Genomic DNA, 12413 nt, shown 5'->3' on the forward strand with positions numbered 1-12413 from the left:
ACTAATGACTAAAATCGCTATCCTAGAAGGAGAGCAGGACAAAATTTATTAAAAATGAGCTTTAAGTCATTTCAATTGAATCTTTTAAATCTCCGCCCTTGGCTCATCCTGCTGGCAGTTATTTGGTTGCTGGCATCAGTGGGCTTGGGTTGGTTAGTTAATTCATTGCTAATTATTTTCGGGTTGCTGTTGTTGGCACCTATTGCGGCTTTTTTTGGCTTTCGTTGGTGGCTGCAACGCAACTTGGTTGCCGATCAATGTCCCGTCTGTGGATATGAATTTACAGGTTTAAATAACAGTCAGTTGCAATGTCCTAACTGTCAGGAATTACTGTTAGTACAAAATAGTCATTTTCAGCGCTTCACACCAGAAGGCACAATTGATGTCACTGCTGTCGAAGTTCCAGCCAAATCACTGGAAGAATAGTCAAGGATCGTTAGTCATTAGCAAAGCATAAATGACTAATGACTATTTATTTTTTTGCGAGATTGAGAGGGTGTAAGTATACTGTTGCGGGGATAGTTCGCCCACATACAGCGAGTATTTTCCTGCCTGCCAATAACCAGAAAGTTCTGACTTACCTCCAGAGTAACTATCTGCTAATACACAAAAGCGCCCTCCAGGCCCGTCGATTAAAAGTGTTGGCTTGCCTTTACTTTCTACTGTTAATCGCAAATAAGGTAGTGACTCTGTAACTTGGATAACTTGATTAGGTTCAGTGGTAATATTGCCACAATTACTCTTGACAGTTCCTCCAGATTTTCCATTCAAAATCAATGGTTCGGGTTGGGAATTTCGATTAATTTGGATTGTTGGTGTCTGTGCCAAATTAGCCTCAGTGAAAACCAAACTCATCGCCAAAGCTGTGGGAATAATTGCAAGTAGCCTAAGAGTCTTCATTTTAATTAATGCTCCAGATTTTTTTAGAGCAATATTGTTATACAGTCTGATTTATTTATATAGACGACAGCAATCCCTCTTGGTTCCAAAAAGTACTGTATAAAGTAATACTAGCTAGTTAAAGATTATTTGTGAAGATTTCATAGGTGTATGTAGAGACATTGCATTTTCCGTTAGGGAAAGAGAAAGGGTTTGAATTACCTTTACTCCAAGCCCAGTAACCTTTCGCCAGACAAAAAGAGAGATTGTTGGATTTATCCAAAAAGTATCGTGTCTCTACAATTGATGTCTGTAAGGTCTTGCACGTAGAGACATTAGCTAAAATCACTAAGACAACCACCAAAAATAGAATTTGGTTGGTCTATTGTTGAATAAGTATGCTAATGAGGTAGAAAAGATTGATGAATCCTCAACCAGAAGAAGACTTACAGCGTCGCCTCGATAAGCTAGAGGCAGAGATTAATTCCCCGCCTGGGGTGGTTTCACAAGAACAAAAACAAACGCCTCAGTCTGTTTTTGCCAGCTTAAACTTGCAACTAAAGCGATTTCAGATTTGGTTCAACAGCTTATCTGGTGTGAAAAAGCTGGTAGTTTCGGGTGTGACGGTACTAGTAGGCTTGGCGATACTGCAAGCAGTGTTTAAACTAGTTGCATCTGTAATCAGTCTGGCACTTTTGGCAGTGTTAGTGTATGTTGGATACAAATTTTTTGTGTCTGGTAGCTTTCAACGTAAGCAATAAGTTGATATGCATTTACTTTGCACTCTGCCGGGAGTTATGAGAGTCAGGAGCCGGAATAAAAACGGCTTCTGACTTACACAGAATTTCCAAAAAGGTGAAGTACAGAAGTGAAGTGTCAAAACTAGGTATAAAGCCTGTTTTACTTCTGAATCCTGTTAGCGCAGCGGGGCGCAGCCCATTCTGACTCCTGAATTCTGCTGTATTACTCCTAAATCCTATTGCAATATGCTTTTCTTTTTGCTGACGAGCTTAGTCTATTTTAATTGTGCCGATCGCGGCGTAGAAATAATATCAAAGGAAATTATACGATGACCTCACCAATTGTCAGGAGAACTAGTAATCAATCTGGTCAGTCAAAAAAATCGGAAAGAGCTAATTCGCTGCTGCTAGCAAGTCGGCGTTTTGCTGCTTGGGCGGCTGAAATTACACTAGTGGTTACTAGTGGGTTGATTCCCTTCGGCATTGGTGTCTACGCCAATTCTAGAAGCGATCTAAATCGAGTGCCGCTTAACCCCGTACTGGTAGTCACAGAAAGAGCGATCGCCAGACCCCTAGCTCTACCTGTAAGCTATGGCATCCGTAACGTTGCATGGCCGACTAATATTTTGTGGACAATCGCCCTGTTAGCGCCTGTAACTCTCTCGTGGTGGCAATTGTATTTATTAGCTAAGACTGGTAGCACAATTCCGAAACGTTGGTTAAAAGTGCGGGTTGTCAACGAGCAAGGGAAGCCGCCCGGATTGGGTGCAGTTGTAATTAGAGAAGGAGTTGGGCGTTGGACAGTACCCATTTCCATCGCCTATCTGCTGTGGCGTTACAGCTTTGCTTTTCCTAATTTAGGATTATTTACATTTTTGTCTTTATTAATGATTGTGGGTGAAGGGATTGGCTTACCATCGCGTCGGGGGCGTCGCGCACTACACGATCAACTCGCAGGTACTTATACAATTGATGCAGTCTTAGCTAGCAACAAACAAGCTCAGTCTGCTGACGGTAACGATCAAGCAGAAGAAAAGCAGGAGGGTGAAGAATTTGCGGCAGTCGAAACCAGCCAATCGCATAATTTGTGGCGGCGAATACAGCAAAATCCCAATCTGACTTTGTTTGGGGTAGGGCTGACGAGTATGACTGCTGTGCTGGCAACTTTAATCGGCACTCAAGTTTATATCCAAATTCAACAATCCCAGCGAGCAACCAAGCAAATCAACAGCCAACAATTCCTCGAACTTGTCAAACCATTGAGTCCCAACTCTGGGGCGACTAATGAGCAACGCCAAACTGCAATTCTGGCTATGGGTGGTCTTAATGACCCACAATCAATTAAATTTTTGGCGGATTTATTAGTTAGCGAAACTAACCCCAGCCTTCTGGATACAATTCAACAAGCTTTGACAACTGTCGGCCCCCAAGCCATCCCAGAACTCAAAAATAAGAATCAGTTTTTGGTCAGCGAACTGGAATCTGTGGGTAGCACTGCAACCAAAGAGCGGGAATTAAGGCAAGGGCGACTACAAAGAAACCAGCGGACAATCAACAAGATTCTCTCTGTTTATAGCGGTAAAAAAATTGAGGGTGTTGACCTTAGTAGCACCCAATTAGGTCAAAGCGGTACTCCAGGAAGTTCCTTCTTCAACTTGGTACTGGACAATCTTGATTTATCAGGAGTTAAGTTTAAATCTGCCAATCTTAACCAAGCCAGCTTTAAGGGTAGCCGCTTCCGGGGTGTGGGTGAAGATGGACGTTGGGATACCTACGACGATGTAATGGCTGATTTAAGCCAAGCTCAGTTGCAGCAAGCCAATCTTACTGATGCTAACCTCAGTCGCGTCTTGATGAACCGGATCGATTTGAGTCGTGCCACTCTTAACAGAGCCAACTTATCCAACGCGCGTCTATATGATGCTAAACTCAACAGCACCCAACTAGTAGGAGCCGATCTGCGAAACGCAGTTTTGGAAAAAGCTAGCTTGACTGGGGCAGATTTAGGCGATGCTAAATTAAATGAAGCCAATTTATACGCTGCGCGTTTAGGTCGCGCCACTGCGATCGGAACGCAATTATCCTTTGCCAATTTAACTAACACTGATTGGCAAGGGGCAGATTTATCAGGAGCCTATTTGGATCATGCTAATCTCAGCAATGCTAACCTCAGCGCCACTCGTCTAGCTGGTGCTGTTTTACGCTCTGCCCAAATGGAAAACGTTAACTTGCAAAATGCCGATCTGAGCCTTGCAGATTTACGCGGGGCAAATGTCGCTGGAGCAGATTTTAAGGGGGCAATTCTCGCTCCTAGCAAACAAGATCCAGCAGATCAATTTGTCCAAACCCCAGATTTAGGCTCAGTATCTGCCGTAGTCCAAGGGGTTGATTTTTCTCAAGCCAAAAATTTAGATGCCAAGCAATTAGCATACATTTGTACTCAAGGAGGCATTCATCCCCGTTGCCCGTAGAATGGGGACTGGGGACTGGGGACTGGGGACTGGGAGATGAGGAAGCAGGGGAGCAGGGAGAGAATAACCGATACCCAATTCCCCATACCCAATGACAAATGACAAATGACAAATGACAAAATGGTGTGAGGAGTTGGTTATGAAGTATATTCCATCTTTGGTTTCAGTTTTGGGGGCTGGTTTGGTCTTGAGTCTGGCGAGTACGAAACCAGCACAAGCTCAAGTAGCTTATGGCAGTTATATTGGTATTGGCCCCACTGTTGGTATTACCGATGGTATCCAATTTGGGGGGGTGATAGCGGGACGGTACAAGCTTTTGGAAGCACCAATTTCACTGCGCGCTCAAGTGTTAATTGGTAATAATACGGCTGTTGTACCAACGGTTTCTTACGATTTCCCCCTCAACTGGCAAGCTGATGCCTACTTGGGCGCTGGATTAGTGTTGGCTGGTGGTGGTGGTTCTTCTCCTGTGGGCGACAAAATTAGTTTTGCTTTACAACCAGGCATTGATTATATGATCCCAAATAGCAATACTGTCCTTTTTGGCAATGCTATTATTGCTTTTGATGCCTATCGAGATAGCAGTGGTACAGCTATCTCCGTACAAGGTGGTGTTGGTTTGAGATTTTAAGGGGTATGCTATCCCTAAGAAGCGTTAAACTTCATTGCAAATTAAGAAGTTAGTCCAAACAACGTGATAGTTTTTGGTCATGAAGAGAGACAGCACAGGATTAACACAGGAGAACACAGTGGCAATGGAATCAAATTTATTAACAGATGCAGGCGCAGATGAAGTGAATCAAGATTTCAGTGAATATGTCGCCAATTTGCAACTTCACATGACTCTGCAAGCTCGTAATCTTGTTCCAACGCTGAAGCAAACACTGGTAGATAGTCGCCACCAATTACTCCATCAAACCCAAGCCCACTTTGAAAAGCTAGTTTCTCGGCAAGGGCTATAAAATATATACAAATTTTAATCAAAATTCAAATAAAATAAGGGCAGATGTTGTTGGGTCAATGCCAATGGTGTTCTCACAAGGTCTGCTTTTTCTGCTTTTTAAGTATTAAGTTACTAAAATCACACTTTTGGCACAATAGTAGAGAGCAGAAACTAGTTAAGATTATTGCAAGCAGTTTATTCCTTTCAAGAGCAATTAGTAAAGGCTAAATGGCGGCTCGAATAAAAATGACTTCATTACTTCCCAGAAACCTCAGCGTTGTTATCCGACCAGTCCAATACCGGGATCTGGACGGAATTGAGCGCATAACTCAAGAGTCATTCGCAGCCCTCACTCCTCAGGGAGCAGGTTTTGCCATCAGCCAGATGCAAAGGCTGCGTCGCTGGTATGGATTACTCAAATTTTTAAGTTGGTTTCCTAACCCGCTACAGTATCGCCTCTGTGCTTTTGTCGCAGAGCAAGGGCGGATACTTTTAGGAATGATTCAAGTCTCACCCTTTAACCGCACACGTAGCACTTGGCGGATCGATCAAGTGCTACTAGAGCGTGGTGTCGATAAACAAGGAATTGGTTCGCAACTTTTGCGTCATTGCTTTGAGTCGATTTTAGAAGCTCGCACTTGGCTACTAGAAGTTAATATCAATGACATAGAGGCGCTGGCACTATATCGGCAAAATGGATTCCAGCGTCTAGCAGAAATGACATACTGGGAAATTGGGCCAGAATTATTGGCTGAATTGGCACAAGCAGAGCCAGACTTGCCCAACCTCTTGCCAGTGAGCAATGCTGATGCCCAGTTACTGTATCAATTAGATACGGCATCGATGCCACCTCTGGTACGTCAGGTTTTTGACCGCAATACCCGCGACTTTAAAACCAGTTTATTTGGCGCTTTAACTGATGCAGTCAAGCAATGGCTGACTAAAACAGAAGTAGTCAGTGGTTACGTATTTGAACCGCAACGCAAAGCTGCGATCGGCTATTTTCAGGTACAACTCGATCGCAAGGGTGAAGTTCCCCATGCCGCAACGCTGACAGTTCATCCTGCTTACACCTGGCTTTATCCAGAACTACTATCCCAACTGGCTCGTATTGCCCAAGATTTTCCCCAGCAAGGGTTACAACTAGCCTCCTCAGATTATCAGGCAGAGCGAGAAGAATATTTGGAGCGAATTGGAGCAAAACGTATAGAACATACATTAGTGATGTCTCGCTCTGTGTGGCACAAGCTACGGGAGTCTAAATTTGTCTCCTTAGAAGGAATCCAGTGGACTGATATGCTGCAAGGTTTACAACCGACTCGTAAACCTATACCAGGTGGGATGTCATGGATACAACCAGGAAAGTTGCCATCCTCAGATAAACCTCTGCAAAGCTTGTCAGAACCGATTAACTTTTCGGTAAAAAACCCTAGCATCGAAACATCGCCGATTTCTGAATCAGCAGATGGACAGCAGGAGAATTAGTGTGATATCCCAAGGGCAAGCAAAACCGTTTATTTCAGCGTTGGGACTAGATTTTGGTCGCAAGCGGATTGGTGTGGCTGGGTGCGATCGCACGGGTTTAATTGCTACGGGTATCACCACAATTGAGCGTGCATCTTTTGAGCAGGATGTCGAGCAAATCCGACAAATAGTTAATGAACGTGAAGTGCAAGTTCTAGTTATGGGCTTACCTTATTCAATGGATGGCTCACTAGGATTTCAGGCTCGTCAAGTTCAGAAATTTACTAAAAGACTTGCTAAAGCACTAAACTTGCCTGTGGAATATATGGATGAGCGATTAACTTCATTTCAAGCAGAGCAACTGCTGATAGCTGAAAACCGCTCCCCATCACGCCATAAAGGTTTGATTGACCGCAAGGCAGCAGCTTTAATTTTGCAACAATGGCTGGATATTAAGCGTGTCAACTCGCGCAGTTCAGTTGCAGCTATTGAATATTGATACCTTTTAACATGATATTCTGAAAACGATTAGCCAGCAGTTGTATCTACGTATAAAGCTATTTGTTTGACATAATAATATGTCATTAACTATAGTTAAGCGATTTTCAAACTTGCTGGTATTTATTAAATTTCTACATTTCGGCTATGTTTTCCTCTCCATTTCCTGAAGAAAATGATAACGCTCATGCGGGTTCCATCACTTTAACCGATGACAAAGGGCGATCGCTCGACTGTTATGTAGAGCATTCCCTGGAGGTAGATGGACAAGAATACGTTTTGCTTCTTCCTGTAGACTCACCTGTAGAAATTTTTTCTTGGGAAGGTGACGGTGAGGAAGAAGAAGCGGTTCTGGTAGAAGATGACACCATCATTGAGCAAATTTTTGCTAATGCCCAAGCTGTACTATCTGAGCAGAACTTGATACTGAAAAACACAGCCTATGCTCTGACAGTTGCAGGTGATCTACCCCCAGTGGAAGAATCAGAACTCTTCACCTTAGAAATCGAAGACGAAGAAGCAGATTTAGAGCCTGAGCAATTACAGCTACTTGCTAGCTTTTATGAGGAAGATCAGGAGTATGCAATTTATACACCCCTAGATCCTCTGTTGTTTTTTGCACGGATAACAAAAACAGGTGAACCTGAATTGCTTTCTCCAGAGGAGTTCCGCAAAGTGCAACCTCTGTTAGAAGAACATCTTTTTAATGAAGTGGAATAAAATTAAAAATTCAAAATGAAAATATTACATTTTGAATTTTTAATCGGGAATTTTCATTGTAATCAAAATCTACCTAAACCTTTTACCATGTCCCATTAAATGTGGAAGCTATGAAACATTGATAAGAAATTGGGACAACTAGTATTGTTTAAGATTCTGGAATAAGTGGTTTGGTCGTGATTTTCAATTCCATTATCTAAATCTAAAATTGGTATGAGGTGCTGAAATTGGCTTATAGCGATTTTACATTAAGTAAATTTGAAAAAGTCGTTCAGCATCCGCATTGATGAAGAAACTGATTTATGTGCTGACATAGCACCTTTACAGGCAAGTGATAAACTCAAAAATTCTTTAGAAGAAACTACAGAACTGGCTTTAGCAATTAATACTGAAAAAGCTCGATCAGAAATGATTATCACTCCGATATTGTTGGAGGTAAGACGCAGAGCTAATTATCCAATTAGTTTGTTTTCGGGAACAGATTTTAATGTAGATGCAGAAAAAGGTCTGAATGGATACTGTGACTTTATCATCAGTCGTTCTAAAGAGCAGCTAACAATTAATGTGCCAGTGGTGGTGATTATTGAAGCCAAAAATGAAAATATTAAAGGTGGATTAGGTCAATGTGCAGCTGCAATGTTGGCAGCACAATTGTTTAATCAACAAGAAGGAAATGAAATTAGTAAAATTTATGGTGCGGTAACAACAGGCGACATTTGGAAGTTTTTGAAGTTAAAAGAAAACGATATATTTATTGATTTGAGTAATTATTACATCAAAGAGATAGATAAGATTTTAGGAATTTTATCTCAAAATGTTCAGGGAGACATTCCAGGATGGAGTTCGACTAATTAAACTATATTGGGTTATGCTCATTTGTCTTACCTATCTACATTTGACTGTTGACTATGGTCTGGAACAATCTTTTACAGCCTGACTTGATTTTAGAGGGTTCAGTGTTGAACCTAACACCAGATATTATCCAAAAATACGGGCTTAAAGGGCTGGTATTGGATGTAGATGAAACTTTAGTACCCTTTACAGTCGGGATAGCTTCCCCAGAACTACGAGAGTGGGTAGAGCAAATCCGTACCTGTACTGCACTGTGCTTGGTGAGTAACAACCTCAGTGAAGCACGAATTGGTGGAATTGCGCGATCGCTCAACTTACCTTACTACTTAGGTGCAGCCAAGCCTTCCCGACGCAAAATTAGAGCAGCACTGAGGGGAATGGATCTACCAGTGCATCAAGTGGGAATGGTAGGCGATCGCTTGTTTACCGATGTTTTAGCAGGTAATCGTCTGGGAATGTTTACCATTTTAGTTGAACCAATAGTCCATGCAGACGCAGCCCTCCGTTCTCATCCCATCCGCAACTTTGAAGTTTGGATATCTGAAATTTTGGGAGCCTCTATTACCCCCAAGAAAACCAAGATTCACAAAAGTTGAGAAATCGTCAGGAAAGTAAATCTAAAGAAATGGTTAAGGAATCTTACTGGAACCAAAAAATCGGGGATCATAAGTATTAATAACATGGGATCAGCCAAAAAAGATCCTAACTCATACTAAGTAAATATACTTCCGTAAAGCGTCAACCTTCACTATAGAGGGATTGGCGCTTTACAATTTCTTTAGTCATTTGTCCTTTGTCATTTGTCCGTTGTCATTCGTCAGTTACTAATGACTAATGATTAATAGACCTCTTGCAAAAGTCTCCTAACACCCCACCCCCAGCCCCTCCCCGCAGGCGGGGAGGGGAGACTTTGACGTAAGTAAAAGGCGGGGTGGGGTTCTTTTTTTGATTTATGCAAGAAGTCTAATGACTAAAACAATTGTTGTCAAAATCGGTACTTCCAGCCTAACTCAACCTGAAACGGGACAATTAGCACTTTCTACCATCGCTACTTTGGCGGAAACACTCTGCAATTTAAGACGCCAAGGACATCGGGTGATTTTGGTTTCCTCTGGCGCTGTAGGAGTAGGTTGTGCGCGTTTGGGCTTAACTGAAAGGCCCAAGGCGATCGCACTGAAACAGGCTGTAGCAGCAGTTGGACAAGGCAGGTTAATTCGGATATATGATGATTTATTTACTACTCTGCAACAGGCAATCGCCCAAGTATTACTGACTCGTAGCGACTTGGTACAGCGCAGCCGCTATCTCAACGTATACAACACTTTTCAGGAATTACTGAGACTGGGAGTGATCCCCATAATAAATGAAAATGATACCGTAGCAATAGACGAACTAAAATTTGGCGACAATGACACCCTTTCGGCATTGGTTGCCAGTTTAGTAGAAGCAGATTGGCTATTTTTGCTCACTGATGTTGATCGGCTGTACTCAGCTGATCCGCGTTCCGTACCAGATGCCCGACCGATCGCTTTAGTTAGTAGCATTAAAGAATTAGCTCAATTACAGATCCAAACAAGTTCCCTAGGTTCCCAGTGGGGTACTGGTGGGATGGCGACAAAAATTTCGGCTGCGAGGATTGCCATTACGGCGGGAGTACGTACCGTAATTACTCAAGGGCGATTTCCCCGGAATATCGAAAAAATTATCCAAGGCGAACTGATTGGGACGCATTTTGAACCGCAACCAGAACCAACTTCGGCGCGTAAACGTTGGATAGCTTACGGACTTGTACCTGCGGGGAAATTGTATTTAGATGAAGGTGCGATCGCGGCAATTTCTCTAGCAGGAAAATCCTTATTAGCAGCTGGAATTAAAGTAGTAGAAGGAGAGTTTGACACACAGGATGCCGTGCAATTGTGTGACACCAACGGTAACGAAATTGCCAGAGGACTTGTAAATTACAACAGCAATGAACTGCAAAAGATTCGCGGCTGTCATTCACGACAAATTTCCACAATTTTAGGTTATGCCGGTGCAGAAACCGTTATTCATCGGGATAATTTGGTTTTGACTTAAAATGGAAATGAGATAAATTTTGTGACTACTAACTGAGAGAGTAAAAATTTATGACTCAAACGTTAGAAAATGCTGTTAACTTACCTGAAGAACAACGCTTCTTTCGACATGGGTTAAGTTGGGAACAGTTTAAAGCGATTCAAGCTAGCTTTGAAAATGTACCAGGAGTGCGCTTATTTTATTGTGATGGAGTCTTAGAAATAGTGACTATTGGTAAGCCTCATGAGGCGATTAAGTGTTTAATTGCTGCACTGCTGATTACTTATTTTGAAGTCAAGGGTATTGAATTTTTCCCCAGTGGGAGTTTTAGCCAGATTGTTCCCAAGATATTAGAATATCAAGCTGACTTATCTTATTGCTTTGTAACCGACAAATCTATACCAGACCTCTGTATTGAAGTAGTCATTACTAGCGGTAGTCCCATAAAGTTACAGAAGTACAAATTAATGGGAGTCCCGGAAGTTTGGTTTTGGGAAGATGGCACAATTGAAGTCTACTGCTTACGAGAACAAGAATATGAGAAAGTTGTTAAAAGTGAGCTATTAGCAGAATTAGATTTATCCCTGCTCAATCGTTGTGTTTTGTTATCGTCTCCCTTGGAAGCGATTAGGGAGTTTCGCCAAGATATTCAACAGTAATAATGAAACGATTAGTGATTTTTAAATTTCGTCACATTCTTAACCAGTTTTTCACAAGTGAGCTTGTTTCGTGAAGACTCCATAAACTATTCTTACCGTGCGGTAGTATAAGTATGTTTATAATTTAACTTTGCTAATCAATACACATCCGCATCTGCCAACTATATGGATCTGAGTAATATACCGAAACCTATTTGGTACGCCCTGACTGGATTTCTCTTGTTGACTATCGGCTATGGGGCTGCAACTCACGTTCCAGGGCTGAATACCTCAGATAAAGAAAGCGCTGAAAATAAGCCTTCTACAGTACTAAACTCAAGTAGTCTAAAAGTTAGCGTTTTTGATGAAGCGACTCAAGTTCCTATAGTTGGTGCAAAAGTAATAATGGAATCTGAAGGTGGGTCTGATACAGATACAACTGATAATTTAGGCGCTTTCAGAGTTCAAATACCAACTACAGACTACGTTAAAGTTCGCATATATAAAAATTATTGTGAGCCTTATAAGCAAGACTTAAATTTGAAAAGTAACCCAGATAGACCTAAACCTATTTTCTTGAAATGCACAGTACCTCAAAAGAAATCTACGTCTCCGAGTTAACTTTTTCAGTATCCTTAAATGTTATCATTGCGCCAGCATTTTCAGCGTATTAAAGAAATAGTTGACTGGAGTTGGACACTAGCCATATTGTGTATGGTCGGTTATATAACTCTGGGACAACTAGCTCAATTATACTGGGCTATGGTAGTGTTTGGAGGATTAGCAGGTAGTTTTGGTTTATTTTATGATTTTTCATGTGAGAAACTAGGGGATTTAAATGCTATTGAGGATACATACAAACTTCAAAAGGTAATTGCGACCTCAGCTTTGGCTCAAGATTTACTTGGGAAATTCGTTCACAGAAACTCTGAAATTACAAATCAGCTTCCTGCGTTTGATTATGTACTTGTCAAGCCTCATCTGAGAAACGGTCATTGGGTGACGGAACATTACAGGCGGAAACCAAAAAGGTAATCCATTGCTTCATATTGCTTACTATATGTATTACCGATAAGAGTTCGCCTCGCCTAATAGCTTTTAGTTAAAGAATCTAATAAGTAACCCAAAAAAGCTACAGAAAAGCGATGGCCTT

14 protein-coding genes and 1 pseudogene are annotated in these 12413 nt (G+C 41.8%); 14 read left to right on the forward strand and 1 reads right to left on the reverse strand.

What is annotated here, in order from left to right:
- The first annotated feature begins 54 nt into the window (after positions 1-54).
- Positions 55-426: a hypothetical protein gene (locus CDG76_RS30780; RefSeq protein ID WP_094352638.1), complete on the forward strand. Its 372-nt coding sequence runs from the start codon at positions 55-57 to the stop codon at positions 424-426.
- 42 nt (positions 427-468) lie between these two features.
- Here CDG76_RS30780 and CDG76_RS30785 read toward each other — a convergent pair whose 3' ends face one another.
- The gene (locus CDG76_RS30785) at positions 469-900 is read right to left on the reverse strand and encodes a hypothetical protein (protein WP_094352639.1); all 432 of its coding nucleotides are present in this window, start codon (positions 898-900) and stop codon (positions 469-471) included.
- Positions 901-1301: 401 nt separating this feature from the next.
- On the opposite strand from CDG76_RS30785, the gene CDG76_RS30790 reads away from it, so the two are divergent.
- The 13 genes and pseudogenes from CDG76_RS30790 (at position 1302) to CDG76_RS30850 (ending at position 12295) form a co-directional block, all read left to right on the forward strand.
- Positions 1302-1640, forward strand: coding sequence for a hypothetical protein (locus CDG76_RS30790; protein ID WP_094352640.1), 339 nt, complete (start codon positions 1302-1304; stop codon positions 1638-1640).
- A gap of 308 nt (positions 1641-1948) precedes the next feature.
- Positions 1949-4090, forward strand: a complete 2142-nt coding sequence (locus CDG76_RS30795) for a pentapeptide repeat-containing protein (protein ID WP_094352641.1) — start codon at positions 1949-1951, stop codon at positions 4088-4090.
- 139 nt (positions 4091-4229) lie between these two features.
- Positions 4230-4721 carry a hypothetical protein gene (locus CDG76_RS30800; protein WP_094352642.1) on the forward strand — a complete coding sequence of 164 codons (492 nt, stop codon included), beginning with the start codon at positions 4230-4232 and terminating at the stop codon, positions 4719-4721.
- A 124-nt stretch (positions 4722-4845) separates the two neighbouring features.
- On the forward strand, positions 4846-5052 hold the full coding sequence (locus CDG76_RS30805) for a hypothetical protein (RefSeq protein ID WP_094352643.1): 207 nt from the start codon (positions 4846-4848) through the stop codon (positions 5050-5052).
- A 209-nt stretch (positions 5053-5261) separates the two neighbouring features.
- The gene (locus tag CDG76_RS30810) at positions 5262-6518 is read left to right on the forward strand and encodes a GNAT family N-acetyltransferase (protein ID WP_094352644.1); all 1257 of its coding nucleotides are present in this window, start codon (positions 5262-5264) and stop codon (positions 6516-6518) included.
- Entirely contained in the window at positions 6499-6996 is a 498-nt protein-coding gene (ruvX, locus tag CDG76_RS30815; protein ID WP_094352645.1) for a Holliday junction resolvase RuvX, read from the forward strand. Before CDG76_RS30810 ends, ruvX begins: the two co-directional genes overlap by 20 nt.
- A 146-nt stretch (positions 6997-7142) precedes the next feature.
- On the forward strand, positions 7143-7715 hold the full coding sequence (locus tag CDG76_RS30820) for a DUF3727 domain-containing protein (RefSeq protein WP_094352646.1): 573 nt from the start codon (positions 7143-7145) through the stop codon (positions 7713-7715).
- A gap of 227 nt (positions 7716-7942) precedes the next feature.
- A pseudogene (locus CDG76_RS30825) lies at positions 7943-8570 on the forward strand (hypothetical protein).
- 53 nt (positions 8571-8623) lie between these two features.
- Positions 8624-9163: a YqeG family HAD IIIA-type phosphatase gene (locus CDG76_RS30830; protein WP_094352647.1), complete on the forward strand. Its 540-nt coding sequence runs from the start codon at positions 8624-8626 to the stop codon at positions 9161-9163.
- A gap of 370 nt (positions 9164-9533) precedes the next feature.
- Entirely contained in the window at positions 9534-10643 is a 1110-nt protein-coding gene (proB, locus tag CDG76_RS30835; protein WP_094352648.1) for a glutamate 5-kinase, read from the forward strand.
- A gap of 50 nt (positions 10644-10693) precedes the next feature.
- Positions 10694-11281, forward strand: a complete 588-nt coding sequence (locus CDG76_RS30840) for a Uma2 family endonuclease (protein WP_094352649.1) — start codon at positions 10694-10696, stop codon at positions 11279-11281.
- A 222-nt stretch (positions 11282-11503) separates the two neighbouring features.
- Positions 11504-11881: a hypothetical protein gene (locus CDG76_RS30845; RefSeq protein WP_143854200.1), complete on the forward strand. Its 378-nt coding sequence runs from the start codon at positions 11504-11506 to the stop codon at positions 11879-11881.
- A gap of 18 nt (positions 11882-11899) precedes the next feature.
- Positions 11900-12295 carry a hypothetical protein gene (locus tag CDG76_RS30850; RefSeq protein ID WP_094352651.1) on the forward strand — a complete coding sequence of 132 codons (396 nt, stop codon included), beginning with the start codon at positions 11900-11902 and terminating at the stop codon, positions 12293-12295.
- Positions 12296-12413 lie beyond the last annotated feature (118 nt).

Origin of the sequence: Nostoc sp. 'Peltigera membranacea cyanobiont' 210A (assembly GCF_002246015.1) — a bacterium.
Taxonomy (GTDB): Bacteria; Cyanobacteriota; Cyanobacteriia; order Cyanobacteriales; family Nostocaceae; genus Nostoc.